The sequence below is a fragment of the Mycobacterium sp. 1164985.4 genome, assembly GCF_001668575.1.
In the GTDB taxonomy this organism is placed as follows: Bacteria; Actinomycetota; Actinomycetes; order Mycobacteriales; family Mycobacteriaceae; genus Mycobacterium.
In genome coordinates this window covers 135392-161956 of record NZ_LZMD01000065.1, presented here as the reverse complement: position 1 = coordinate 161956, position 26565 = coordinate 135392, and the positions used below count along the sequence as shown (strand labels likewise).

The window sequence follows — 26565 nt, the reverse complement described above, 5'->3', positions numbered from 1 at the left end:
AATAATGTCGCGGCCTATGACCGTCGCTAACGTGCCTGTGACCCGCCGCAGGTCGAGGCACTGGTGGGTGCCCGCCGCGGCCGGTTGGACGGTCGGCGTCATCGCCACGCTCTCGTTGATGGCGAGTGTCTCGCCCTTCGTGCGGTCGGTCATCCGGGTGCCGCGCGAGTTCGTCAACGACTACATCTTCAACTTCCCGGACACCAGCTTCGCGTGGGCGTTCGTGCTGGCGTTGCTGGCCGCGGCGCTGGCCGCCCGTAAGCGCATCGCCTGGTGGATCCTTGTCGCCTACATGGTGGGCGCGATCGTGTTCAACGTCGTCGGCCTGGTGTCCGGCGAGGAGTCGGTGATCGAAGACATCGGCGAGGTCATCGGGCTGGCCTTCCACATCGCCGCGATCCTGTTCCTGCTGCTGGCCCGTCGCGAGTTCTGGGCGAAGGTCCGCCGGGGCGCACTGCTGAAGGCGGCGGCCGTGCTGGTCGCCGGGATGGCGATCGGCACCGCGATCGGCTGGGGTCTTCTCGAACTGTTCCCCGGCAGCCTGGCCCGCAGTGACCGGTTCTGGTACGCGCTGAACCGGGTGAGCGCGTTCGCGGGCGCGGACTCGTCGAACTTCAGCGGCCATCCGCACGTGCTGATTAACGCGCTGCTCGGGCTTTTCGGTGCCCTCGCCCTGATGGTCGCGGCGATCGTGCTGTTCCAGTCCCAGCGCGCCGAGAACGCGCTGACCGGCGAGGACGAATCCGCGCTGCGCGGGCTGCTCGAGTTGTTCGGCAAGAACGACTCGCTCGGCTATTTCGCCACCCGCCGCGACAAGGCGGTGGTGTTCGCACCCAACGGCCGTGCCGCCATCACTTACCGCGTGGAAGTCGGCGTCTGCCTGGCCAGCGGGGACCCCGTGGGTGATCCCAAGGCGTGGCCGGCGGCGATCGATGCGTGGCTTGCGCTGTGTCTGGCCTACGGCTGGGCCCCGGGTGTGATGGGCGCCAGCTCGACGGGCGCCGAGGCCTTCCGCCAGGCCGGACTCAACGCGTTGCAGCTCGGCGACGAGGCCATTCTCTATCCGGACAACTTCCGGCTCTCCGGCCCGGACATGCGCGCGGTCCGCCAGGCGGTGACCCGCGCGCGGCGCGCCGGTGCGAGTGTCCGCATCCGCAGGCACCGCGATCTGGGCGCCGAGGAGATGGCCGATGTCATCGCCCGCGCCGACGCCTGGCGCGACACCGACGACGAGCGCGGGTTCTCGATGGCGCTGGGCAGGCTCGGCGATCCGGCCGACGGCGACTGCCTCCTGGTCGAAGCGGTGCAGAACGGGGGCGGGAACGATGAAGTGGTTGCGATGCTGTCGTTGGTGCCGTGGGGCACCAACGGCGTCTCGCTGGATCTGATGCGCCGCTCCCCCCAGTCTCCCAACGGCACCATCGAGCTGATGGTCAGCGAACTGTGTATGCAGGCCGAAGACATTGGCATCACCAGGATCTCGCTGAACTTCGCGATGTTCCGCTCGGCGTTCGAACATGGCGCCCAGCTCGGCGCGGGCCCGGTCGCGCGGCTGTGGCGCAGCCTGCTGGTGTTCTTCTCCCGGTGGTGGCAGCTCGAGACGCTGTACCGCTCGAACATGAAATACCAACCGGAATGGGTGCCGCGCTACGCCTGCTACGACGACGCCCGGCTGGTTCCCCGGGTCGGGGTGGCATCGGTGATCGCCGAGGGTTTCCTGGTGCTGCCCTTCTCACGGCGCCACGAACAGCCGCACACCGGTCACCACACCGCCGTGCCGCAGAACCTGATGGCGACGGGGCTGCTGCACCACGACGGCTCGGCGCCCGACGTCAGCGGCTTGGCGGCGGATCTGCCCGACGCCGAGGAAGCGCGGCTCCCGGAGCAGGTCCGGGTACGCATGTCCAAGCTGAAGGCGTTGCAGGACAACGGGATCGATGCCTATCCCGTCGGCACGCCGCCGTCGCACACGGTCATCGAGGCGGTCGATGCCGACGACGATGTCGCGGTGACGGTGGCGGGCCGGGTGCTGCGCAGCCGCGACTACGGCGGTGTGCTGTTCGCTCAGTTGCGTGACTGGTCCGGTGAAGTTCAGCTGCTGCTGGACAATTCGCTGCTCGAATCGATGACGACGGCCGACTTCACCCACGCAATCGATCTTGGCGACTTGGTCGAGGTGTCGGGCACGATGGGCTACAGCAAGAAGGGCACCCGCTCGTTGCTGGTACGTAACTGGCGGATGATCGGCAAGTGCCTGCGGCCTCTGCCCGACAAGTGGAAGGGTCTGACCGACCAGGAAGCCCGAGTGCGCGCCCGCTACGTCGACCTGGCGATCAACACCGAGGCTCGTGACCTGATCCGTGCGCGAAGCGGTGTGCTGCACGCAATCCGGGAAACGTTGGTCAGCAAGGGTTTTCTTGAGGTCGAGACGCCCATCCTGCAGCAGATTCACGGCGGTGCAAACGCACGGCCGTTCCTCACCCACATCAACGCCTACGACCTGGACCTGTACCTGCGCATCGCTCCCGAGCTCTACCTCAAGCGGCTCTGCGTGGGCGGGGTCGAGCGAGTCTTCGAGCTGGGCAGGGCTTTTCGCAACGAAGGCGTCGACTTCAGCCACAACCCCGAATTCACGCTGTTGGAAGCTTATCAGGCGCACGCGGACTACAACGTCTGGATCGACGGATGCCGTGAGCTGATCCAAAACGCCGCTGTCGCTGCCAACGGTGCGCAGGTGTTCAACCGGCCCAAGGAAGGCGGCGGGCTCGAGCCGGTCGACATCTCCGGTCAGTGGGCGGTGAAGACGGTGCACGATGCGGTGTCCGAGGCCCTCGGCGAGCAGATCGGCCCCGAAACAGAGCTCCCGAAGCTACGTAAGCTGTGCGACGCCGCGAACATCCCGTACCTGACCCATTGGGACGCCGGGGCCGTGGTGCTGGAACTCTACGAGCGCCTGGTCGAGGACCGCACCGAGGCGCCCACGTTCTACAAGGATTTCCCGACATCGGTGTCGCCGCTGACCCGCCCGCACCGCAGCATCCCCGGCGTCGCAGAGCGGTGGGACCTGGTGGCGTGGGGCGTCGAACTCGGCACCGCCTACAGCGAACTCACCGACCCGGTCGAACAGCGCCGCCGGCTGCAGGAGCAGTCGCTGCTGGCCGCCGGTGGCGATCCGGAGGCGATGGAACTCGACGAGGACTTCCTGCAGGCGATGGAATACGCGATGCCGCCTACCGGTGGCCTGGGTATGGGCGTGGACCGCGTCGTCATGCTGATCACGGGACGTAGCATCCGCGAGACGCTGCCGTTCCCGTTGGCCAAACCCCGTTGACAGCTTCTCCACAGCGCGTCTTAAGGATTACCCCTCACCCTGTAGTCCGTGACACTGGTGACACTGGCTCATTCGCTGCGTGGGCACCTGTCGTTGATGCATGGGTGGATTCCCACCATGGTGCAGATCGTCGCGGCGGTGGTGCTGATCGCCGCCATCGGATGGCGAACGCGGAGGTGGCGCCTGGTGTGGGTGCCGTGGGCCGTGCTGTGTGGTGTCGCGCTCGCGGCGGCGACGTACGCATACATCGCATCCGAGGGCCTGTCTGACAACCCTGCTCCGCGCTCGCTGTGGGTGTGGGTGGCGCTGACGGGTACGGCATGCGCCGTGCTGATCGCGGGTTGGCGAGGCGCGCGTTGGTGGCGGCGCGGCGCCTCGTTGATGTCGCTCCCGCTGTGTCTGCTGTCGGTCGCGCTGGCCGTGAACCTGTGGGTGGGTTACGTCCCGACCGTGGGGGCCGCGTGGAATCAGCTGACCGCGGGGCCGCTGCCCGATCAGACCGACGCGGCGACCATGCTTGCGATGCAACAGCGCCACCAGATTCCGGCCAGGGGCACGGTCGTGCCCGTCAACATCGGCGACAAGGCGTCCGGATTCAAACACCGCGGCGAACTCGTCTACCTGCCGCCTGCGTGGTATGCGACCGATCCCCCGCCGCCGCTGCCGACGGTGATGATGATCGGTGGCGAGTTCAACACCCCGGCGGACTGGGTCCGCGCGGGCAATGCGGTCGCCACGGCCGACGACTTCGCCGCCGTGCACGGCGGCTATGCCCCGGTGCTCGTGTTCGTCGACGCCGGCGGGACGTTCCGCAACGACACCGAATGCGTGAACGGCAAACGAGGCAACGTCGCCGACCACCTCACCAAGGACGTCGTGCCGTTCATGGTGTCGAGGTTCGATGTCAGTGCCAAACAGTCGAATTGGGGAATCGTCGGATGGTCGATGGGCGGAACCTGCGCGGTCGACCTGGCGGTGATGCATCCGGACATGTTCGGCGCCTTCGACGACATCGCCGGCGATCTGAGTCCCAACTCAGGCACGAAGGACCAGACGATCGAGCGCCTGTTCGGGGGTAACGCCGCGGCCTACGCGGCGTTCGATCCAACGACGGTGATCGGCCGTCACGGCCGCTATTCGGGTGTGACGGGGCGCTTCGACGTCAATACCGTGGACGCAGCGCCACAGAAGAATGCGGCCGACGCGCTGTGCGGACTGGCCGCATCCAACGGCATCGACTGCAGCGTCGTGGTTCAACCGGGTAAGCACGACTGGCCGTACGCCGCACACGCTTTTGCGACGGCCCTGCCGTGGCTGGCGGCCCAACTCGGCACGCCGGGCCTCGCGGTCGCTCCCGTTCCGGCCGCGGTTCGCAGTGTCGCGACTCCACCCTCACCGGTGCGCGAGCCGCATTAGCGACCACTATCTCGAATCCTGCTCGGCAGCAGGAACTCCGGCCGTCCGATGAACTAGGACGGGCAGTACGACTGGGTCGCGGCGCCGACGAAGAACCCGCTCTGCTCCACGGTCCAGTTCGCCGGCTCGCTGATCTCGACCGCAACCTGTTCGGGTTTCTGGCCCGCTTCCACGTAGTCACATACCGCGTGGGCGAGGCTGATCGCGTCCTTCGCGGTCGAGAACGGGATTCCTTCTTCCTTGATCACCGAAACGAATATGTCGTCGGTGTCGTCGGCCAGGGCCGGTGCGGCGGCGCCGAGGGACATGCCCGCACCGATGACCGCTGTGAAAATGAGGGTGCCGCGCATGGTGGCTCCTTTCGGCTGAGTAACGGCAGAACGCTATGCGCACCGTGCCGCCGCCGCGGTAGTTTCGTCAAAATTGCCATAACCGTCAGGACCCGCGGAAGGGGTAGCGTGAGCGGCATGCCGGACGACACCACTCCGGAACCGGAGCAGGAAGCCGCGGTCGACGCCGAGGTCGTCGAGCCCACGCCTGGATCCACCGCACCGGTCGAACCGGTCGACAACGGCTACACCCCGGGCGGCGTACCGACTTTCGACGCCGTACGGGAAAAGATCGAGACCCGTTACGGCACCGCGATCGGTGCCTCCGAGCTCGCGGCAGAAACCCCCGAAGGACGCAGCGTCGCCGAACAGTACGACGAACGGCAGCGCGCGGCCGCCGAACGCCTGGAGCAGATTCGGGAGCAGATGCGCAAACAGTCCGACGAGTCTCAGTAATCCGATTCCGCGGCCAGGATCTCGGCCAGGAACGCATCGGGACCGGGCTCGTTCAACCGTGACCGCGCGAAGGCGCGAACCCGGTCGCGGGTTCGCACCGACTCGTCGACGTCGGCACCCACCAATACCCGCGTGGTAGCCCAATCATGGTTCCAGGCAACAGCTTCGGATATCGGCACGCCGTCGTTGTCGACGACGGGGAAGGACGCGCGTCCGTCCGCTCCACGTCGACCACCGCGTCCGCGCCTGTGCCCGCCGGTTCGACTGACCACTCGACGGTGTCCTCGGCCGCGTCGAAGACACCGGGCGGGACGGCCGCCCAGCTGATCGAAGCGAAGCCCCGGGCGACGGTAGCCTAACTGGGACCGCGTGAATTTGAGCCTGCCGCAAGGGCATAGTCGGCTCGCCGGCTGACCGGTTCAGCGTCGAGTGCGACACCGACGTCGTCGGCCACGTCGCGACACCGCTCGATGAGCGCGGTGACCCGCGGATCACCTTCGCGGGCCGCGGCGCTGAGCGCCGCCGCATGCGGCGCGAGCAGATGGGTGATCTCCGAATCGAAGGTGTCCTCGCCGAAGTAGTCCTGGGCGGCGGCGGTCAGGAGCGCAACCTCGGCGTCGAGGACGGCGCCGTCGAGCGTCGCGATCGCGTCGCGTTGACTCGCCGGCCACCAGCGTCGCAGCCAATGGCCGAGCGCGAGTCGGCGCAGCGGAGCCAGCGCATCGGGCGTCAGACTCACGTCGGCCACCTCGACACTGTCTTCGGGGTTGCGGCCGTCCAGCGCGGCCGTCACGGCGTAGTGGCCCCGCTCGCCCACCACACGCCACAACCAGTCGGCTCGCGCAGGGTCGGTGAACGCTATGTGCGCATCCGAAGCCTCGTCGACGGTCCACGACAGCACCGCTCCGCTGACCTCCAGCACGGCCACCAACGGAGCCGATGCGGCCGGCGATCCCGTCGTCCACAGCCCCGAATCCGCGACGAGCCTCATCCGGCCACCTGCAATTCCAGCATCGTCTTGATCCGCTGGCGGTGGTCCAGGCTCACCGACCTGGCCACCCCTTCCAGCACCGCGCGCACGTCGTCGATGTCGTCGCACGGTTCCTGCCACACGTCGCGGCCGTGTAGCCGGGCCCACAGGGCGCGGCAGGCGTTGAAGGACATCGGCGCCGTCGAGGTCGACCTCGACGGCAGACCGGGATTCGCCCTACCCGACGATCTCGACGTCGAACCCGCACCGGAGCCGTGGTGCGCGTTACTGCCGGGCCTCGACGTCACGACGATGGGCTGGTTCGACCGCGACTGGTACCTCGGGCCGCATCGTGAGCAGGTGTTCGACAGGAACGGCAACGGCGGGCCCACCGCGTGGTGCGACGGCAGGATCGTCGGGGCTTGGGGTCAGGACGACGCCGGAGGGGTCGAGCTGCGGCTGCTCGAGGACGTGAGCCGTTCGGCGCATGCCCGATTGCAGAGGCGCGCCGACGAGTTGAGCGAATGGCTGGACGGCGTGCGGATCAGCCCGCGGTTCCCGTCGCCCCTGTCTAAGCGCTGACCTTCCTGCGTTTACCGTTGCGCGCCTTCGCTTTCGGCCGGTCGACACCAAGGCACTCAGCGAGGAAGTGTCCGGTGTAGCTGTCCGGATTGGCCGCGACGTCCTCGGGCGTTCCCGATGCGACGAGCGTGCCGCCGCCGGCCCCGCCCTCGGGCCCCATGTCGATGATCCAGTCCGAGGTCTTGATCACGTCGAGGTTGTGCTCGATGACGATCACCGTATTGCCCTTGTCGACAAGGCCGTTGATCACCTTGAGCAGCTTGCGGATGTCCTCGAAGTGCAGGCCGGTGGTCGGCTCGTCCAGGATGTACACCGTGCGCCCGGTCGACCGCTTCTGCAGTTCGGAGGCCAACTTGACGCGCTGCGCCTCACCGCCCGACAGCGTCGGGGCCGGCTGGCCGAGCCGTACGTAACCCAGGCCGACGTCGACGAGCGTCTTGAGGTACCGATGGATCGAGGTGATCGGCGCGAAGAACTCGGACGCCTCCTCGATCGACATGTCGAGGACCTCGGCGATGGTCTTGCCCTTGTAGTGCACCTCGAGGGTTTCGCGGTTGTACCGGGCGCCCTGGCACACCTCGCACGGCACGTACACGTCGGGCAGGAAGTTCATCTCGATCTTGATGGTGCCGTCGCCGGAGCACGCCTCACAGCGGCCGCCCTTGACGTTGAACGAGAATCGACCCGGTTGGTAGCCGCGCACCTTCGCCTCGGTGGTCGCCGCGAACAGCGTGCGGATCTTGTCGAAGACGCCGGTGTAGGTGGCGGGGTTCGAGCGCGGCGTACGGCCGATCGGCGACTGGTCGACGCGGACCAGCTTGTCGAGCCTGTCCAGGCCCGTCACCCGCGTGTGCCTACCGGGCACCTGCCGCGCGCCGTTGAGCTTGTTCGCCAGCACGGACGCCAGGATGTCGTTGACCAACGTCGACTTACCCGACCCCGACACCCCGGTCACCGAGGTCAGCACGCCGAGGGGGAACGACACGTCGATCTCCCGCAGGTTGTGCTCGCGGGCGCCGACGACGGTCAGCTGCCGCTTCCTGTCGACCGGCCGCCGAATGGCGGGCACCTCGATCTCTTCCTTACCCGAAAGATACGCTCCGGTAAGCGATTCCGGGTTCTTCAGCAGCTCCTCGTACGGACCGCTGTGCACGATCTGACCGCCGTGCTCGCCGGCCGCGGGACCGATGTCGACCACCCAGTCGGCATGGGCGATGGTGTCGAGGTCGTGTTCGACGACGATCAGCGTGTTGCCCAGGTCGCGCAGCCGGACCAGCGTGTCGATCAGCCGGCGGTTGTCGCGCTGGTGCAGGCCGATCGACGGTTCGTCGAGGACGTAGAGCACCCCGACGAGGCCCGACCCGATCTGGGTGGCGAGCCGGATGCGTTGCGCCTCACCGCCGGACAGCGTGGCGGCCGCCCGCGACAGCGACAGATAGTCCAGGCCGACGTCGAGCAGGAAGCCGAGCCGTGACTGGATCTCCTTGAGCACCTGCCCCGCGATGGCCTGCTCGCGTGCTCCCAGCGTCAGCGCGTTGAGAAACTCCGAGCAATCCGCGATCGACAGCTCGGCGACCTCGGCGATGGACTTCGCGCCGAACTGCCCCGCCGTCAGCGACACCGCGAGGATCTCGGGCTTGAGCCGTGTGCCCTCACACTCCGGACACGGCACGTCGCGCATGAAGCCCTCGTAGCGCTCCTTCATCTGCTCGGAATCGGTCTGCTCCATGCGGCGCTGCAGGAACGCCATCACACCCTCGAAATCGGCGTAGTACGAACGTGTTCGGCCGTAGCGGTTTTTGTACCGCACATGCACCTGTTCGTCGCAGCCCTCGAGGATCGCCTTGCGCGCCTTGGCCGGCAGCTTCTTCCACGGCGTGTTCACGTCGAACCCGAGCGCGTCGCCGAGGCCCGCCAGCATCCGGGTGAAGTACTCCGCCGTCTGCCCCATCGACCACGGTGCGATCGCGCCCTCGGCCAGGGTCAGGTCCGGGTCGGGCACGACCAGCTCGGGATCGACCTCCTTGCGGACGCCCAGCCCGGTGCACTCCGGGCACGCCCCGTAGGGCGAGTTGAACGAGAACGAGCGCGGCTCGAGGTCGTCGACGGCCAGCGGGTGGCCGTTGGGGCAGGCCAGCTTCTCGGAGAACCGCTGTTCACGGTGGGGGTGGTCGTCCTCGCGGTCGACGAACTCCAGCACGACGATGCCGTCGGCCAGGTTGAGTGCGGTCTCCACCGAGTCGGTCAACCGCTGCTTGGCGCTGGCCTTGACCGTCAAGCGGTCGACGACCACCTCGATGTCGTGTTTCTCCTGCTTCTTGAGCTTCGGCGGATCGGTGAGCGGATACACCACGCCGTCCACCCGCACGCGGCTGTAGCCCTGGGTGTTCAGCTTGTCGAATAGGTCGACGAATTCGCCCTTGCGGGTGCGGACCACCGGCGCGAGCACCTGGAATCGCAGGCCCTCATCCATCGCGAGCACCTGATCGACGATCTGCTGAGGTGTCTGGCGGGCGATGCGCTCACCGCAGATCGGGCAGTGCGGCGTACCGGCGCGGGCATACAGCAGACGCAGGTAGTCGTAGACCTCGGTGATGGTGCCGACGGTCGACCGGGGGTTGCGGTTGGTCGACTTCTGGTCGATGGATACGGCGGGCGACAGGCCCTCGATGAAGTCGACGTCGGGTTTGTCCATCTGCCCGAGGAACTGGCGCGCATATGCCGACAACGACTCGACGTAGCGCCGCTGGCCCTCGGCGAAGATCGTGTCGAATGCCAGGGACGACTTCCCCGAACCCGACAGCCCCGTGAAGACGATCAGCGCGTCGCGTGGTAAATCAAGATCGACACTTCGCAGGTTGTGCTCGCGCGCACCCTTGACGACAAGGCGGTCAGCCACCCGGTTCCCTCCCGAAGAGATAGTTCAAATCCACTCTATGTGGACCCACCGACAAGCCCCAGACAAGCCGGATACCGTGAGGACATGACCGTCGTCGAGGACAACTACACCGGCCACGTCGAACCAGGGACCGGGGCCCGGCGCACGCTTCCCGGCGCTTCGATCGTCAAGGTCTCGGTCGGCCCGATGGACAACAACGCGTACCTGATCACGTGTTCCCGAACCGGACAGACACTGCTGATCGACGCCGCGAACGACGCGCCGGTCCTGCTCGAGGTGATCGAGAAGCACGCCCCCAAACTGTCGCTGATCGTCACCAGCCACCAGCACTTCGACCACTGGCAGGCGCTGGAGGAAGTGGCCAAGGTCACCGGCGCCCCGACGGCGGCGCACCAGCTCGACGCCGGACCGCTGCCGGTCCGCCCCGACCGGATCCTCGCCCACGGCGACACCGTCGAGATCGGCGATTTGTCCTTCGACGTGATCCACCTGCAGGGCCACACGCCCGGTTCGGTGGCGCTCGCGCTCGACGGGGCCGACGAGGCGACGCACCTGTTCACCGGCGACTGCCTGTTCCCCGGCGGTGTCGGCAAGACGTGGGAGGACGGTGCCTTCGACCAGTTGCTCGGCGACGTGACCCGCCGTGTCTTCGACGTCTACGGCGATTCGACGGTGATCTATCCGGGCCACGGAGACGACACCACGCTCGGCACGGAACGCCCGCACCTGGCCGAGTGGAAAGAACGCGGTTGGTAGACGCGCCGGTCGCGGTCGTCACGGGCGCCAGTCGCGGTGCCGGGCGCGGGATCGCTCACGCGCTGGGCAGCCACGGCTGCACGGTGTATGTGACGGCGCGGTCCGAGTCGATCCACGAGACCGCCGAGCTGGTGACGGCGGCGGGCGGCACCGGCATCGCCGTCCGCGTCGACCACGCCGACGACGTGCAGACGCAAGCGCTGTTCGACCGGGTCGCGCGGGATCACGGGCGGCTGGACGTCCTGGTGAACAATGCGGTGATCCTCCGCGAGGAGCTGATGGGCCGCACCCGGTTCTGGGAAGAACCGGTCAATGTGATCGACACCATCGAGGTGGGGCTGCGCAGCAGCTACGTCGCGACCGTGTACGCGGCCCCGCTGATGCTGCCGCAGCGCCGCGGGTTGGTGGCCTTCACCTCCGCGCCCGGGTCCGCACACTACGTGTTCGGCCCGGCTTACGGCGTGCACAAGGCGGGAACCGACAAGATGGCCGCCGACATGGCCGTCGATTTCAAGGACTTCGGCATCGCGACGGCGTCGATCTGGATGGGCGTCCTGCTGACCGACCGCTTCAAGCAGCTGGTCACGGCCGCGCCCGACAAGCTCGCTCACCTGCTCGACAACACGGAGACACCGGAGTTCACCGGGCATCTGATCTGGGCCCTGTTCAACGACCCCCAGCTGATGGACAAGAGCGGCCAGACCTTCATCGGGGCGGAGCTGGCGGCCGAGTACGGGATCAGGGACGCCGGAGACCGCGAGCCGACGTCGTACCGCGACCTGCACGGAATTCATCCGATCAGGCAATTCGACCGCATATTGCGGTGACACTGATGGGGTGGACGGCGCGCGGTGCCCGTCGTGTGGCACCGAAGTGGGGACGCGGGCCAAGTTCTGCAGCGAGTGCGGAACACCGCTGACCCGTGCCGCTGGGTCGGCCGAGTACAAGCAGGTGACGGTGCTGTTCGCCGACGTCGTGCATTCGATGGACATCGCCAGAGCCGTCGGCCCCGAGCGGCTGCGCGAGATCATGGCCGACCTCGTCGACGTGGCCGGAGGGGTCGTCGCACGGTACGGCGGCACAGTGGACAAGTTCACCGGCGACGGCATCATGGCGGTATTCGGCGCGCCGCTCGCGCTGGAGGACCACGCGGTGCGCGCGTGCCTGGCCGCGCTGGGCATCCAGGCCGCGATGCACGCGGTCGCCGCCGATATCGCCAAGCGCGACGGCGTCGACCTACAACTGCGCATCGGCCTCAACTCCGGGCAGGTGATCGCGGGCGAATTGGGTTCCGGCGCCTTGGGTTACACCGCGGTTGGGGAACACGTCGGAATGGCTCAACGAATGGAGTCGACGGCACCGCCGGGAGGGGTGATGCTCAGCGCGTCGACGGCGCGGCTGGTGGAGTCGGTTGCCACGCTCGCCGCGCCGGAATCGGTGCACGTCAAGGGCGGCGGCGAATCCGTACCCGCCCGACGCTTGCTGAGCATGGGCCGCGAGCAGGGCTCGCTGCGATCCGAATCGGCGCTGGTCGGGCGGCGGTGGGAGAAGTCGGCGCTCGAAGGCTTGCTGGACAGGGCGATCACCGGTCAGGGCGCCGTGGTCGGCATATCCGGGCCACCCGGTATCGGCAAGAGCAGGCTGACGCGCGAGCTGGCCGCGACCGCGCTCGGCCGAGGAATCCCGGTCTACACCACCGTATGTGAGTCCCACACCACCCAGGTGCCGTTCCACGTGGTGGCCCGGCTGCTGCGGGCGGCGACAGGCGTCGAGGACCTGGACGCCATGTCCGCCCGTGCGCTGATCGAAGCGGGGACCTTCCCCGACGCCGGCCGCGACGACGTGGCGCTCCTCGAGGACATGCTGGGCATCGCCGATCCATCCGTCGAGCCGCCGCGGATCGACGCTGACAGCCGTCGGCAACGCCTGATCGCGCTGGTGAATTCGGCCACCCTGGCCACACCGGCGCCTGCGCTCTACATCATCGAAGACGCCCACTGGATCGACGAGTCCAGCGAGTCGATGCTCGCCGCGTTCCTCACCGTCATCCCCAAGACACCGCTGTTGACGGTGATCACGTACCGACCCGAATATCGCGGATCGCTGGTCCAGGTGCCGGGGACGCAGACCGTCGCGCTCGGCCCGTTGAACGACGCGGAAACCGCCGACCTGGTCTCCGCCCTGCTCGGCCCGGACCCGTCCGTGCGTCAGCTCACGCAGACTGTCGTCGAAAAGGCCGTGGGTACACCGTTTTTCGCCGAGGAGATCATCCGCGACTTCGTGGAACGCGGCGTGCTGCAGGGACGCCCGGGCGCCTACGCGTCGACGGCGGAAGCCGCCGATGTCAGTGTGCCCGCCACGCTGCAAGCGACGATCGCGGCCCGCATCGACCGACTCGATCCCGCCGCGAAACAGACTCTCAGTGCCGCGTCGGTCGTCGGATCACGCTTCGGCACAGAGCTGTTGAAGGCGCTCGACATCGAACCGCGCCCGGTCGAGCTACTGACGGCGCAGCTCATCGATCAGGTTACGTTCACCGACGAGCCGGAGTTCGTGTTCCACCATCCCCTCATTCGTGCAGTCGCCTACGAGGCCCAGCTCAAGTCCGACCGGTCCGAGTTGCACCGCCGGGTGGCCGCCGCGATCCAACGGCGAAGCGCAGGCAACCTCGACGAGAACGCGGCCCTGATCGCCGAGCATGCCGAGGCCGCTGGCGATCTGCACGCCGCATTCGGTTGGCATATGCGCGCGGCCGGGTGGTCGAACAACCGAGACGTCTCGGCCGCATTGCTCAGTTGGGAGCGCGCGTGCCGGGTTGCCGACGCCCTGCCCGAGGACGATCCGGGGCGCAACACGATGCGCATCGCGCCACGCACCTTCCTGTGCGCGAGCGGCTGGCGGGTGGCCCGCGAGTGCGGTGCGCGCTTCGATGAGTTGCGCGAGCTCTGCGAAATGACGGGAGACAAAGCGTCGCTGGCCGTCGGCATGATGGGTCCTCTCTCCGATCATCACTTTCGCGGCGAAACACAAGAGTCCGTTCGGCTCGCCACCGAGCAGATGGCGCTGTTGGAGTCGATCGGCGACCCCGGTCTGACGGCGCAGGCCGCATTCGGTGCCATCGGTATCAACGTCCAGAACGGGCGAATGAGCGAGGTGCTGCGTTGGGCCGAGAGCACCATCGAGTGGGCCGACGGCGACCCGGCGAAAGGCGGGCTCGTCTTCGGCTCGCCACTCGCGATTGCGACGGCATTGCGGGGACTTGCCGGCTGGTGGTTCGGCCGCCAAGGCTGGCGTGACGACATCGATGCCGCCTTCGCGTGGGCAGAGGACAGCAACGAACCGCTCACGATCTCCCTCACGACATCGTGGATTCTGGGTTTAGGAGTGCCCTTCGGAGTGGTAGCCGCCGACGAAGCGGCCCACGAGAAGGCCGAAGTGACTCTGAGAACCGCCGACGCGTTCTCCTACGGCTACGCCGCTGAGATCGCCCGATATGTACTCGGTGGACTGCTGTTGTACCAGGACAAGATCGACGGTTGGGACCGCGGACGCGAGATGGTCACTCAGGTCAGGGACGCCTGGACCCGCAACCGGACGATGTTGGTCGAGCTCGCCTTCATGGACGCCCTTCTCGGGCTCGAGCGCGCCAATCGGAACGACTTCGACGCCGCGATCCCCTTGATGCGCGCAGCGGCGGAGATGGTGTTCGCGCGAGGCCAATACACCTATTGGATCCCTGTGATCTGCCTTCTCGTCGAGACACTGCTCAAGCGCGGGGGCGAGGGGGACGCCGCAGAAGCCGCGGCCGCCGTCACCGAGTTGGAGCGCGCGCCACTAGAAGGGGCGGTGATCCGCGACATCTGCGCCCTGCGCTTGAGGGCACTGCTGGCCCGGGCCCGGGGCGACGGCACTGCGTATCGCCGACTCAGGCAACGTTATCGAAAGATGGCTGACGACTTTGGATACGAGGGGCATCAAAAGTGGGCCGCGGCGCTGCCCTGATCAGGCGGGCACCGTCCAGGCGACGGGTAGTCGTTTCATGCCGTGCACGAAAGCCGAATGCTGGACGGCCGGTTCCTCTGCGGCGACGATGTCTGGAAGCCTGCGACAGAGCTCTTCGAACAGCACCCGGATCTCGCGGCGGGCCAGGTTGGCGCCCAGACAGAAATGCGCGCCTCCCGCCCCGTACCCAATGTGCGGGTTGGGATCCCGGGACACATCGAACAGCCACGGATTGTCGAACTTGGTCTCGTCGCGGTTGCCCGAGTTGTACCACATCGAAATCTTGTCACCGGCGTGCATCGTGATGCCGCGCGTCTCGACGTCCTGAGTCAGGTTGCGCCGCATGAAGATGACGGGCGAGGCCCACCGGACGATCTCCTCGACCGCGGTGGCGGCCAGACCGTCGAAGTCGGCCCACCATCTGGCTCTCTGCTCGGGATATCGGGTCAGTGCCACGAGACCGTGACTGATCGCGTTACGCGTCGTCTCGTTGCCCGCCGCCGACAGCAGGATGAAGAAGGATGCGATCTCGTCGGATGTCAGCCGTTCGCCGTCGACCTCCGCCTGCACCAGGTTCGTGGTGAGGTCCTCTGTGGGGTGGGCGCGCCGCTCCTCGGCCAGCTGCACGCCGTACTGGCCCAGTTCCGTTACCGCGCTGACGATCTCCTCGAATCCCCCGGCCACCACCTCGTCGTCGCCGGCGCCCAGGGTGACCGACGTCAGGTAGAAGATGCGCGCTTCATCCTCTTCCGGGATGCCCATCATGTCGCAGATGATCTGAAGCGGCAGCAGCCTCGACACCTCGGCGACGAAGTCGGCTTGCCCGTCCGGATGGTCGGCGATCAGCTTGGTCACGATCCGCCGCGCCCGCTCACGCACGCTGTCCTCGATGCGCGCCACCACCTTGGGCGTGAAGGAGCGGTTGACGATCTTGCGGAGCCGGAGGTGGCGCGGGTCGTCGAGGCTGATCATCGAACCCACGTACTCGGCGACCTCGGCGGGCACATCCGTGAGCGCCGTGCTGGTCGGTACGGAGCTGAAGATCTCGGGGTGCCTGCTGGCGTGGTGGATGTCGTCGAGCGTCGTCAACGCCCAATGACCGGACCCCGCGGTGAAGCCCGGGAACTCCGGCGCGTCGAAGAAGGCGATCGGCGCTTCGCGACGCAGTGTCGCGAACGCGCCGTCGCGTACGTCGTCGTCGCGCTCCCAGAACTCGAGGGAGCCGAGGTTGACGTCGGCGAGTGGTACGACCGGGGGCGGGACACCGTTCTCGCGCGGTGCGATTCCTGACTTGGCCACTGTTGCAGTCATAATTGGCCTCCCCGTCGAGCGCATTGTCCCACCCGAACAAGGCTTGCACCGGAAGTTGGGCGGCCATCTGACGATCGGCGATGTGAACTTCGCTAGATTGCCTGGTGAGGAAGAAAGGGCAGACATGAACACCGATCAGTTGAAGAAGGCGCAGAGCGGCGCCGGGTTCATCGCGGCGCTGGACCAGAGCGGCGGCAGCACCCCCAAGGCGCTGAAGCTCTACGGGATCTCCGAGGACGCCTACTCCGGCGACGACCAGATGTTCGACCTGGTGCACGAGATGCGCACCCGGATCATCACCAGCCCGGCCTTCGACGGAGACCGCATCATGGGCGCGATCCTCTTCGAGATGACGATGGACCGCGAGATCGAGGGCCGCCCAACGGCCGATTACCTGTGGAACGTCAAGAACATCGTGCCGTTCCTCAAGATCGACAAGGGTCTGGCCGAGGAGAAGGACGGCGCGCAGACGATGAAGCCGATGCCCGGCCTCGACGATCTGCTCGACCGCGCCATCGAGAAGGGGATCTTCGGCACCAAGGAGCGTTCAGTCATCAAGCTGCCGGGCGCCGGACTGGACGCTGTGGTGGCGCAGCAGTTCGAGGTCGCCGAGCAGGTGCTCGCCAAGGGCCTGGTGCCGATCATCGAGCCCGAGGTCGACATCAAGAGCCCGAAGAAGGCCGAGGCCGAGGATCAGCTCAAGGCGGCTCTGCTCGACGGGGTCAACAAGCTCGGCGACAAGAAGGTGATGCTCAAGCTGACGCTCCCCGACACCGACAACCTGTACGAGGAGCTGGTCGATCACCCGAACGTGCTGCGGGTGGTCGCACTGTCCGGTGGCTACAGCCGCGATGAGGCCAACGAGAAGCTGTCGCGCAACATCGGGGTCATCGCGAGCTTCTCGCGCGCACTGACCGAGGGCCTGACGGCTCAGCAGAGTGATGAGGAGTTCAACTCCACGCTCGATCAGGCGATCGCGAGCATCGCCAAGGCGTCGAGCACCTGATCTGATCTCGCTGCGGGGTCACGCGCCGGCGGTCGTCGCCGGCGCGTTCCCCGCGCTCGCGTTTCCCGCCCCCGCTCTGTGGTGGCTGGCCTGGTTCGGGCTGGTCCCGCTGTTGCTCGTGTGCCGCGCCGCCCCCACGACCGGGCAGTCCGCCGTCCGGGCGTGGTTGGCGATGGCGGTGTTCGTCGGCGTCACCCAGTACTGGCTGTGGCCGAGCGCCGGTCCGCTGCTGCTCGTGCTCGCGGCCGGATTCGGTGCGCTGTGGCTGCCGTTCGGGTGGGCGGCACGCCGCCTGCTCGCCGGCGAACTCACCACTGCCAGGGCGGTGGTTGCCGTGGTGGTGCTGCCCAGCATGTGGGTGCTCGCGGAGGCGGTCCGGTCGTGGGACCGCCTTGGCGGGCCCTGGGCTGTCCTCGGCGCATCGCAATGGAATCAGCCGGCCACCCTTGCTACCGCCTCCCTCGGCGGCGTGTGGCTCGTCAGCTTCCTCGTCGTCGCGGTCAACACCGCACTCGCCTCGGCCCTGGTACAGCGCTCCGCGGTGCCCGCGGCACTCGCGCTGGCTCTGTTGGCCGCCGGGCCCGCGTGGTTCTGGTGGGGACCGGCACCCACGCCGGGCTCCACGGTCCGCGTCGCGCTCGTACAGCCGGGTGACATCGACGAGGCCACGGCCCGCCAGGCGGCCAGCGAAGCGCTGACCGAAGGGCTGACGGGCCAATCGGTCGACCTAGTCGTATGGGGCGAGAGCAGTGTCGGCGTGGATCTCGCCACCCACCCCGACACCATCTCGCGCCTGTCCGACCTGTCCCGGCGGGTCGGTGCGGACCTGCTGGTCAACGTCGACGCCCGGGCGGCGTCGGGCGGCATCTACAAGACGTCGGTGCTGATCGACTCCGGAGGCGTGCGCGGCTCGTACGCCAAAACCCGTCTGGTGCCGTTCGGTGAGTATGTGCCGTTGCGGCCGTTGATCGGCTGGGCCACCTCGAACAGCGGAGCCGCCGGCGAGGACCGGCGTCGCGGCGACGGACCCGTCGTGCTGCACACCGACACCGTCGCGATCGGACCGCTGATCAGCTTCGAGACGTTGTTTTCCGACCTCGCGCGGTCACAGGCGCGACAGGGCGCCGAGCTGCTCGTCTACCAGAGTTCGACGTCGTCGTACCAAGGCAGTTGGGCCCAACCGCAATTGGCGGCGATGCCCGCCGTTCACGCGGTCGAGGTAAGCCGTCCAGCGGTCCATGCGGCGCTGTCTGGGGTGAGTTCGGCGTTCGACGCGCAGGGACGCAGGTTGGCGTGGTTGCCGTCCGCCGAGCGCGGGGTCGCCGTCGTCGAGATCCCGCTGGATGCGCGGACCACCCTCTATCAGCGATGGGGTGCGTGGCCGATCGCGGCGGCCCTGGCGGTGGCTACGGCGTGGTGTGCACGATCAGCACGTCGGTCTTGGACCGGCGTGCGACGTTGGCTGGGACGGAACCGAGCAGCCTGCCCGCGATGGTGGAGAGGCCGACGTTTCCGACGACCAGGAGGTCGGCCTTGACCTCCTCGGCGAGTTCGACCAGCGCATCGACGGGGGCGCCGACAACGGCCTTCTCCTCGACGTTCTGGGCGCCCGCCTGGTGGGCACGTTCCTTGGCCTCGCGCAGGATCGCGTAGATGGGCGCGTTGCCGGACATCTTGTAGCCCTCGTCCTTGAGCACGTCGGCCGCTCGCTGGTCTTCGTTCTGGGGGAAATACGCCGTGGCGACGATCAGCCTGGCATCGGCTCCGGCGATATGGCCGGCCTTCTCCACCGCCCGCAGCGACGAGTCGGACCCGTCCGTGCCTACCAAGACGGTCTGATACGCGCTCATCCATATCCTCCCAGTGTCAGTTCCGTTGCCACCCGGAACAGTAGCCGCTCGAGTGGCAGTTTCCTGCGATTTCGTCCTACTTCGGTCTCAAGGTCACCCTGGACTATCCCAGGTGACGCCGCCTACACCTACCCGCGCGAACCGATCTCGACGACCCTCGAATCATCGTCTGCGTTACATAGCGCCCATTCCCCGCGCGCACCGAGTTTGCGCGCGCTAGCGTTTGGCCGTTCGCGGGAAGGGTGGGTGGGCAGCCGTGGATCTATCGCTGGGAGCGCGGCGCGTTGCGCGCTTCGACCCCGCCGCGTCGCTGCGCGCGGGCCGGTTCGATGCGGTGCTGACCGCCGTGTTCGCCACCGCGGTGTCGGCGGCGGGCGCGGCTCGGCCGTCGCTGTGGTTCGACGAGGCCGCCACGATCTCGGCCTCCACCCGGTCGATACCTGCGCTGTGGGGTCTGCTGCACAACATCGACGCGGTGCACGGCCTGTACTACCTGCTGATGCACGGGTGGTTGACGGTGTTCCCGGTCACCGAGTTCTACGTGCGTCTGTCGAGCTGTCTTGCGATTGGGCTCGCCGCGAGCGGTGTCGTAGTGCTGGCCCGTCGCTTCGCCTCGCGCACGACGGCGGTCTGCGCGGGCATCGTGTTCGCGATCCTCCCCCGGGTCACGTGGGCGGGCATCGAAGCGCGCTCCTATGCGCTGACGGCGGCCGCGGCCGTCTGGCTGACGGTGCTATTGGTGGTCGCGGTGCGTCGCGACGCCCGATGGTTGTGGGGCTGCTACGGATTGGCGCTGGTGGGCTCGTCGCTCTTGAACGTCTTCGTCGTGCTGATGGTCCTCGTGCACGCGGTGACGATCGCGGCGATGGCGACTCAGCGTGCGGCCGTCCGGCGCTGGTTGGTGACGGCGGCGGTGGCCGTCTCGGCGGTGGCGCCTCTCCTCGCGTACAGCAGGACGCAGATCGCGCAGGTCCGGTGGATCTCGCCGCTGGGTTGGCACACGGTCACCGAAGTGGTGCGGGAGCAGTACTTCGACCACAGCGTGGCATTCGCCGTGCTGGCGGGAGTGATCCTGGGCCTGCTCGCGATGCGACGGTTCCGGCCGACGGATGCGGGTGTCCGGTCGCTGGTGGCGATCAGCGCCGCGTGGGTCGTGCTCCCGACGGCTGTGCTGCTGCTCTATTCGATGTGCGGGGAGCCGGTGTACTACCCGCGCTACCTGACCTACACCTCGCCTGCGGTGGCGCTGTTGCTGGCGATCGGCATCACCGCCGCCGCCAGAGCGCGGGAGGCGCTCGTGGCGGTGCTGACGGCGCTGGCGGTGGCGGCGACCCCGAATTATCTGCTCGAACAACGCGGGCCCTACGCGAAAGAGGGGATGGACTTCAGCCAGGTCGCCGACGTCCTCACGGCCCACGCCTCCCCCGGCGACTGCCTGGTTCTCGACAACACCACCAACTGGGCGCCGGGCCCGATCCGCCCGTTGACCGCCGCACGTCCCGCGGCGTACGCCTCGCTCGTCGACCCCGGACGCGGTCGCCGCGCGGCGGAGCGAAACCGGTTGTGGGACGCCCACCTCGGCATCTGGGGCGTGGCCGACCGGCTGCGGCCCTGCGCCGTGCTGTGGACGGTGTCCCAACGCGATTCCACCGTGCCAGACCACGAGAGCGGACACGCGCTGGATCCGGGACCGCGGCTCCGCCGAGCGCCCGCGTACCGGGTACCGCAGGCGATGGGCTTCCGCATCGTCGAACGCTGGCAGTTCAGTTTCGCCCAGGTGATCAAGTCGACGCGGTAGAGCGTGACCGGCCCCCGAGCGGGTATTCGAACCTCATGTCTGCACGGCCAACTCACACCGCCGAAGAGTTCGTCCCCGACACGCACGATCTCGATGCCCTCGCCGACGCCGCGCACGGTTGCAAGGGCTGCGATCTCTACCTGGACGCGACGCAGGTGGTGTTCGGCGGCGGCTCGCCGGACGCGGAAATGATGTTGGTCGGCGAGCAGCCCGGCGATCAGGAGGACAAGGCCGGCGCGCCGTTCGTGGGCCCCGCGGGCAAATTGCTGGACAAGGCGCTGGTGCAAGCCGGCATCGACCGCGACCGCGTGTATGTCACCAATGCGGTCAAGCACTTCAAGTTCACCCTGCGCGACCGCGGCAAGCGGCGCATCCACAAGACGCCCGGCCGCACCGAGGTGGTCGCGTGCCGGCCGTGGCTCCTGGCCGAACTCGACGCCGTCAGGCCCGAGGTGCTGGTGCTGATGGGCGCGACGGCCGCACAGTCGTTGCTGGGCAGCAAGTTTCGCCTGACGGCACACCGGGGCGAGGCGCTCAAGCTGCCCTCGATCGACGAGATCGACATCTCCCCCGAGGTAGCGGTCACCGTGCATCCGTCATCGGTGTTACGCGGCCCATTGGAGGAACGAGAGAAAGCCTTCGACGCCCTGGTGTCCGACCTGCGGTTCGCCGCCGGCCTCGCTCGCTAGCAGACCGCGGGCGGCACCCAGATCGAAACGGCCGGCGGCACCCATACGCAGGGACCACCATAGCGCGGGCCTTCCCAGTACGCCGGCGCCTCCCAACGCGGTCCGCGACCGGGCTTATCCCAGTGGTGGTCCCAGTGATCCCACTTGTCGAGCTTCCACGTCACGTTCGGCGTGCTGGGCGCCGCCGGTTCGGCGTTCGCCACACCCGCTCCGACACCCAGCGCGGTGAACGCCAGTGCGCCGACGAGACCCGCTTGCACCCCGATCTTCTTCACGTTCACGACCAATCCCTCACTACAGCAACAATTTATCGGTTCCGACCCGGGAACGATTTTATACTCGCTGCCCTCATGTCGACGACTCCGCCTGCAGCGGCGAGCCACCCCGCCGGTGACAGCAAAGGACAGCCAGGTCACGCCTGCAGTGCGCTGAATATCGCTGTCGCACAGCTCGGTTGGGAAGCGTTAATTTGCTGTCGCGGATGACCGTGTCGACCTTGCCGCGCCCCGCAAAGGAACCGACGTGATGCGAGCGGATGGCGGGATTCGAACCCGCGTAAACGGCTTTGCAGGCCGGTGCCTATCCGCTCAGCCACACCCGCATCGTCAGTGAGAATGTCAGGCTCGCGGATAGGAAACCAGCGTTGGAATCGCCGTGATCGCTAACGCGGGTCGCCGTAGCGGGGGCCGAACGCACCCGACGGGAACAGCTTCGCCGCCGATACGGCGTCGCGGATCCGCTTCGCCACGACCGCGATGTGATGACCGTCGTCGTCGGACAACGCTGACCAGGGCGCGTATCCGAGTTCGTCGGTCAGATCCTCGACGCGGGCGCGCAGCTGCCTGCCCGCGTCGGTCAGCGCGCCGTCACCGTCGACGAGACCGCGCGACTGCAGCCGCGACAACCCGGCCCGCCATTGATCCTCGCTCCACCCGCGCAACGCCTGAGCGAACGGCACCGAGAACCCGATACCGGTGGCGGTATGGCTGACCAGCGCCTCCAGCCCGCTCAGCCCGCTGGCCACCAGCGCGGCGATGTGTCCGTCGCCGCGGTACTCGCGCAGCAGCGTGACCGCATGCCACATCTGGCCGTGCACCGATTCGGGCCACGCCAGCCCGGAATGTCCCGCATACAGCGGGCGGCCGTCGCCGTTCGGGATGGCCTCTGCCGCCCGCCGCAGGAGCGCGGCGGCCCGGGCCAGCTCCGGAGACCGCGTCAGCTCCTCGCCGAGGATGCGCGGCAACGCCTCCTCGACCATCGCGTACCGCGTCGCGGACACCGTCTCGGGCGACGCGAGGCTCCAGGCACGCGGGATCGACTCCGCGACGAGTGCGGGGTTGAAGTTGAAGAACGTGGCGGTGACGACTTCCGCGGATACCGCACCCATCGGGGCCGAACGAACAGCGAAATACGGTGTCATTCCGTGCATTCCAAACGCACCGAAACGCTCGGCGGACTCCGGGAGAAAGTAGGACAGCGAGTGCAGCGCGTCGACGCTGCGGCACAGGCGGCCTGCGGTGTATGCATCCACGACGGGAACGCTACGCCTCGCGGGTCCGCCGCCCGCTCCGCGTCGACGCCACCAGGCCCACTGCGGCCAGCCCGGCGAACACCGCCAACAGCCACCGTGCCGGCGTGGCCTGGCCGTCGTCGGTCATGTTCACCAGCACTCCGGCGAGGCCGGCGCCGAACGCACCGGAGATGAGCTGCACGGTGTTGATGGCGGCGGCCGCGGTCGGCCCCTCTTCCGGATCGTCGACGCGGCTCATCGCCCATGCCGACAGATGAGGCCACGCGATGCCGACCCCCGCGCCGGTCACCACGAGCGCAAGGGCCCATATCGCGACCACCGCAGGCGAGGCGCCGCCGCGCATGGTCACCGCGGTGACGGCAAGACCGGCGGCCATCACCGCAGGCGCAGCCGCGACCGTCCGCCGGATGACTCGTGTGTTGCTCAGCGACGCGCTGCCGATCTCTCCCGCCGTCCAGCCGAGTGCCAGACCCGCACCAAGGAACCCCGCCGCGACCGGGGTGAGACCCGCCAACCGCTGCCCGAACAGCGGGACGTACATATCCGCCATCGTGGCGGCCATCAACACCGCCAGGGTGAGGTAGATCCACTTCAACGGGCCGGGTCCAAACACGCTGGGCGGCAACACCGCCGCGGATTGCCGACGATCGACCAACAGGAACACGCCCACCAGGACACCGCCGAGCCCGAGCAACACGACCGTGAGCCACGCGTTCCGCGGGATGCCCGCGGCGCTGACGGCCAGCGCGGCGGCACCCAACAGCAGCAGCGACCACACGGGAATGAACGTTCGCGCGACATCGACGGCGGCATCCCGGCGCGCGGGTAAGGCGACGGGCACCAGCACGGCGATCATCGCGGTCAGGATCGCCAGCGCGCCGAAAGCCCAACGCCACGAACTGTATTGAGAGAACAGCCCGCCCGCGGCGGGGCCCAGGAGCGTGCCAACGCCCCACATCGCCGACACCAGTGCCGAGGCCTTGGTCCACAACCACTCCGGCAGCGCCGTGTTGATCACCGCGTAACCCAGCCCGGCCAGCATCCCACCGGCCAGACCCTGCACCGTGCGGCCAAGGAGCAGTGTCTCCATGGTGGGCGCCGCGGCGCAGGCCGCGCTGCCGATGCCGAACACGCCGAGCGCCAACAGATATGACCTCCGCGGGCCGAGCCGCATCAGCGTCGAGTGCACGGTCGTCGCCGCCACCACCGAGGCCACCAGGTAAACCGTCGTCACCCAGGCGTAGAACCGGTGACCGCCGATATCTGCCACCGCACTGGGCATCAGGCTGATGGTGAGGAACTCGTTGGTGGCGTACAGCGCAACGCCACCGGCGAGCACGGTGCTGGCGCCGAGATACTTGGACCCCAGCAGGTCGCGCCAGCGTCCCCTGGCGGTCGTCGCGGTATCGGTCACCCCGCTCACGCTAGAAGCTGAACCGCACTTGAGGTCAAGCGCCGGTCGGTGATCACTTCAGGCCTGCGGCGTCCATGCCGCGGAGCTCCTTCTTGAGATCATGGATCTCGTCGCGGATGCGCGCGGCCAGCTCGAACTGCAGATCGCGTGCCGCGGCCATCATCTGTTCGGTCAGATCACTGATGAGGTCGGCCAACTCGGCGCGCGGCATGTTCGACGTGTCGCGCCCTTCAATGATGCCCGCGCTGACCGCCCGTCCGGGCTCGCCCTGCGCCCGGCGTCCCCGCGACGCGTTGCGCCCAGAGCCACCCACCTCGACATCGTCGGCCTCCCGGTACACCTGGTCGAGAATGTCGGCGATCTTCTTGCGCAACGGTTTCGGATCGATCCCGTTGGCCTCGTTGTAGGCGATCTGCTTGGCGCGGCGGCGCTCGGTCTCGTCGATGGCCTCGCGCATCGACTCGGTGATGTTGTCGGCGTACATGTGCACCTCGCCCGACACGTTGCGCGCCGCGCGGCCGATCGTCTGGATCAGACTGCGAGTCGACCGCAGGAAGCCTTCCTTGTCGGCGTCGAGGATCGACACCAGCGACACTTCGGGAAGGTCGAGACCCTCACGCAGAAGGTTGATTCCGACCAACACGTCGTAATCGCCCAGGCGCAGCTGACGCAGCAGTTCGACGCGCCGAAGCGTGTCCACCTCGGAGTGCAGATAGCGGACGCGGATCCCCATCTCGAGCAGATAGTCGGTGAGGTCCTCGGCCATCTTCTTGGTCAGCGTGGTGACCAATACGCGTTCGTCGCGCTCGGTGCGCTTGCGGATCTCGCCGATCAGGTCGTCGATCTGACCCTTCGTCGGCTTCACCACGACCTGCGGATCCACCAAACCCGTTGGGCGGATGACCTGTTCGACGAACTCACCGCCCGACTGGCTGAGTTCGTACGGCCCCGGCGTCGCCGACAGGTACACCGTCTGCCCGATCCGATCGGCGAACTCCTCCCACGTGAGTGGGCGGTTGTCGACGGCCGAGGGCAGCCGGAAACCGAAGTCGACGAGGTTGCGCTTGCGCGACATGTCGCCCTCGTACATGCCACCGATCTGCGGCACCGTCACGTGGGACTCGTCGATGACGAGCATGAAGTCCTCGGGGAAGTAGTCGAGCAGCGTCGCGGGTGCGGACCCGGCGGGCCTGCCGTCGATGTGCCGCGAGTAGTTCTCGATGCCCGAGCAGAACCCGACCTGGCGCATCATCTCGATGTCGTAATTGGTGCGCATTCGCAGCCGCTGCGCCTCCAGCAGCTTGCCCTGGCCCTCCAGCTCGGCCAGCCGCTCCTCGAGCTCCTGCTCGATGGTCGAGATCGCGTGCGCCATGCGCTCCGGGCCGGCGACATAGTGCGTCGCCGGGAAGATCCGCAGCGAGTCGACCTTGCGCACGACGTCCCCGGTCAGAGGGTGCAGGTAGTACAGCTCCTCGATCTCGTCACCGAAGAACTCGATGCGGACCGCCAGCTCCTCGTAGCTGGGGATGATCTCGACGGTGTCACCCCGCACCCGGAACGAACCGCGGGTGAACGCCATGTCGTTGCGGGTGTACTGGACGTCGACGAGCAGGCGCAGCAGCGCGTCGCGCGGCACCTCGTCACCGATCTTGAGCTCGACGCTGCGGTCCAGGTAGGACTGCGGCGTGCCCAGACCGTAGATGCAGGACACCGACGCGACCACGACCACGTCCCGGCGCGACAGCAGGCTCGAGGTCGCCGAGTGCCGCAGCCGCTCGACGTCGTCGTTGATCGAGCTGTCCTTCTCGATGTAGGTGTCCGTCTGGGCGATGTACGCCTCGGGCTGGTAGTAGTCGTAGTACGAGACGAAGTACTCGACGGCGTTGTGCGGCAACATCTCCCGCAGTTCATTGGCCATCTGCGCGGCGAGCGTCTTGTTGGGTTCCATCACCAGCGTCGGCCGCTGCACCCGCTCGATGAGCCACGCCGTCGTCGCCGACTTACCGGTACCCGTGGCGCCCAGCAGCACCACGTCGTGCTCCCCCGCATTGATCCGGCGCTCCAACTCGTCGATGGCGGCCGGTTGGTCACCCGCCGGTGCGTACGGGCTGACCACCTCGAAGCGTCCACCGGTGCGCACGACCGAATCGACGGGGCGATACTCCGAGTGCGCGAGCACCGGATGTTCAGTAGCGAAAGCCATAATCTACAAGGGTAGAACCCGC

The 26565-nt window shown here is 67.7% G+C and carries 18 protein-coding genes, 1 tRNA gene and 3 pseudogenes; 11 read left to right on the top strand and 11 right to left on the bottom strand.

All coding sequences use genetic code 11. The features are described from left to right. Positions 1 to 16 precede the first annotated feature (16 nt). Together lysX and A5650_RS13075 are read left to right on the top strand one after the other, a co-directional pair. Positions 17 to 3331: a bifunctional lysylphosphatidylglycerol synthetase/lysine--tRNA ligase LysX gene (lysX, locus tag A5650_RS13080; RefSeq protein ID WP_067291601.1), complete on the top strand. Its 3315-nt coding sequence runs from the start codon at positions 17 to 19 to the stop codon at positions 3329 to 3331. 57 nt (positions 3332 to 3388) lie between these two features. Continuing rightward, positions 3389 to 4747, top strand: coding sequence for an alpha/beta hydrolase (locus tag A5650_RS13075; protein WP_502687072.1), 1359 nt, complete (start codon positions 3389 to 3391; stop codon positions 4745 to 4747). A gap of 53 nt (positions 4748 to 4800) precedes the next feature. Here the strand turns inward: A5650_RS13075 and A5650_RS13070 are convergent, their stop codons facing one another. Next, positions 4801 to 5097 carry a DUF732 domain-containing protein gene (locus tag A5650_RS13070; protein ID WP_067291598.1) on the bottom strand — a complete coding sequence of 99 codons (297 nt, stop codon included), beginning with the start codon at positions 5095 to 5097 and terminating at the stop codon, positions 4801 to 4803. Positions 5098 to 5214: 117 nt separating this feature from the next. On the opposite strand from A5650_RS13070, the gene A5650_RS13065 reads away from it, so the two are divergent. Then, complete coding sequence (locus A5650_RS13065; RefSeq protein WP_067291594.1) at positions 5215 to 5532, top strand: hypothetical protein; 318 nt, start codon at positions 5215 to 5217, stop codon at positions 5530 to 5532. On the opposite strand, the pseudogene A5650_RS13060 reads toward A5650_RS13065, so the two are convergent. Next, positions 5526 to 6523: pseudogene (locus tag A5650_RS13060) on the bottom strand (hypothetical protein). The gene A5650_RS13065 and the pseudogene A5650_RS13060 overlap by 7 nt on opposite strands. Next, complete coding sequence (locus A5650_RS26810; RefSeq protein ID WP_156744117.1) at positions 6520 to 6696, bottom strand: hypothetical protein; 177 nt, start codon at positions 6694 to 6696, stop codon at positions 6520 to 6522. Before A5650_RS26810 ends, A5650_RS13060 begins: the two are co-directional and overlap by 4 nt. On the opposite strand from A5650_RS26810, the pseudogene A5650_RS13055 reads away from it, so the two are divergent. Then, a pseudogene (locus A5650_RS13055) lies at positions 6674 to 7084 on the top strand (DNA glycosylase AlkZ-like family protein); the annotation flags it as partial. The gene A5650_RS26810 and the pseudogene A5650_RS13055 overlap by 23 nt on opposite strands. Here the strand turns inward: A5650_RS13055 and uvrA are convergent. Then, positions 7074 to 9983, bottom strand: a complete 2910-nt coding sequence (uvrA, locus tag A5650_RS13050) for an excinuclease ABC subunit UvrA (protein WP_067291591.1) — start codon at positions 9981 to 9983, stop codon at positions 7074 to 7076. The pseudogene A5650_RS13055 and the gene uvrA overlap by 11 nt on opposite strands. An 84-nt stretch (positions 9984 to 10067) precedes the next feature. On the opposite strand from uvrA, the gene A5650_RS13045 reads away from it, so the two are divergent. The 3 genes from A5650_RS13045 to A5650_RS13035 are packed head-to-tail and all read left to right on the top strand — an operon-like array spanning position 10068 to position 14741. Beyond that, the gene (locus tag A5650_RS13045; protein WP_067291589.1) at positions 10068 to 10739 is read left to right on the top strand and encodes an MBL fold metallo-hydrolase; all 672 of its coding nucleotides are present in this window, start codon (positions 10068 to 10070) and stop codon (positions 10737 to 10739) included. Further along, complete coding sequence (locus A5650_RS13040) at positions 10733 to 11566, top strand: SDR family NAD(P)-dependent oxidoreductase (protein ID WP_067291582.1); 834 nt, start codon at positions 10733 to 10735, stop codon at positions 11564 to 11566. Before A5650_RS13045 ends, A5650_RS13040 begins: the two co-directional genes overlap by 7 nt. Positions 11567 to 11576: 10 nt before the next feature. After that, positions 11577 to 14741, top strand: a complete 3165-nt coding sequence (locus A5650_RS13035) for an adenylate/guanylate cyclase domain-containing protein (protein WP_067291578.1) — start codon at positions 11577 to 11579, stop codon at positions 14739 to 14741. Here the strand turns inward: A5650_RS13035 and A5650_RS13030 are convergent, their stop codons facing one another. After that, positions 14742 to 16052 carry a cytochrome P450 gene (locus A5650_RS13030; protein ID WP_067291563.1) on the bottom strand — a complete coding sequence of 437 codons (1311 nt, stop codon included), beginning with the start codon at positions 16050 to 16052 and terminating at the stop codon, positions 14742 to 14744. 124 nt (positions 16053 to 16176) lie between these two features. Between A5650_RS13030 and A5650_RS13025 the strand changes: the two genes are divergently transcribed. Both A5650_RS13025 and lnt read left to right on the top strand, forming a co-directional pair. Beyond that, positions 16177 to 17058 (top strand): fructose bisphosphate aldolase, encoded by an 882-nt coding sequence (locus A5650_RS13025; protein ID WP_067291561.1) that lies wholly within the window; start codon positions 16177 to 16179, stop codon positions 17056 to 17058. Next, positions 16994 to 18499 (top strand): annotated as a pseudogene (lnt, locus tag A5650_RS13020) (apolipoprotein N-acyltransferase); the annotation flags it as partial. The gene A5650_RS13025 and the pseudogene lnt, both read left to right, overlap by 65 nt. On the opposite strand, the gene A5650_RS27350 reads toward lnt, so the two are convergent. Beyond that, positions 18465 to 18908, bottom strand: a complete 444-nt coding sequence (locus tag A5650_RS27350) for a universal stress protein (RefSeq protein WP_067085481.1) — start codon at positions 18906 to 18908, stop codon at positions 18465 to 18467. The pseudogene lnt and the gene A5650_RS27350 overlap by 35 nt on opposite strands. 256 nt (positions 18909 to 19164) lie before the next feature. On the opposite strand from A5650_RS27350, the gene A5650_RS13010 reads away from it, so the two are divergent. Together A5650_RS13010 and A5650_RS13005 are read left to right on the top strand one after the other, a co-directional pair. Next, positions 19165 to 20706: a glycosyltransferase family 39 protein gene (locus A5650_RS13010; RefSeq protein ID WP_231992607.1), complete on the top strand. Its 1542-nt coding sequence runs from the start codon at positions 19165 to 19167 to the stop codon at positions 20704 to 20706. 35 nt (positions 20707 to 20741) lie between these two features. Then, positions 20742 to 21395, top strand: a complete 654-nt coding sequence (locus A5650_RS13005; RefSeq protein ID WP_067291558.1) for a UdgX family uracil-DNA binding protein — start codon at positions 20742 to 20744, stop codon at positions 21393 to 21395. On the opposite strand, the gene A5650_RS13000 is transcribed toward A5650_RS13005, so the two are convergent. The 5 genes from A5650_RS13000 to uvrB all read right to left on the bottom strand — a co-directional run bounded on the left by A5650_RS13000 (position 21392) and on the right by uvrB (position 26543). After that, the gene (locus tag A5650_RS13000) at positions 21392 to 21676 is read right to left on the bottom strand and encodes a hypothetical protein (RefSeq protein ID WP_067291555.1); all 285 of its coding nucleotides are present in this window, start codon (positions 21674 to 21676) and stop codon (positions 21392 to 21394) included. The two genes, A5650_RS13005 and A5650_RS13000, sit on opposite strands and share 4 nt — an antisense overlap. A 249-nt stretch (positions 21677 to 21925) precedes the next feature. Then, positions 21926 to 21996, bottom strand: a tRNA-Cys gene (locus tag A5650_RS12995). Between the two features lie 60 nt (positions 21997 to 22056). Further along, positions 22057 to 22926, bottom strand: coding sequence for an SCO6745 family protein (locus A5650_RS12990; protein WP_067291551.1), 870 nt, complete (start codon positions 22924 to 22926; stop codon positions 22057 to 22059). A gap of 10 nt (positions 22927 to 22936) precedes the next feature. Next, on the bottom strand, positions 22937 to 24340 hold the full coding sequence (locus tag A5650_RS12985) for an MFS transporter (protein ID WP_067291548.1): 1404 nt from the start codon (positions 24338 to 24340) through the stop codon (positions 22937 to 22939). A 52-nt stretch (positions 24341 to 24392) separates the two neighbouring features. Next, a complete protein-coding gene (gene uvrB / locus A5650_RS12980; RefSeq protein ID WP_067291544.1) occupies positions 24393 to 26543 on the bottom strand; it encodes an excinuclease ABC subunit UvrB in 2151 nt (716 codons plus the stop codon). Between the last annotated feature and the right edge of the window lie 22 nt (positions 26544 to 26565).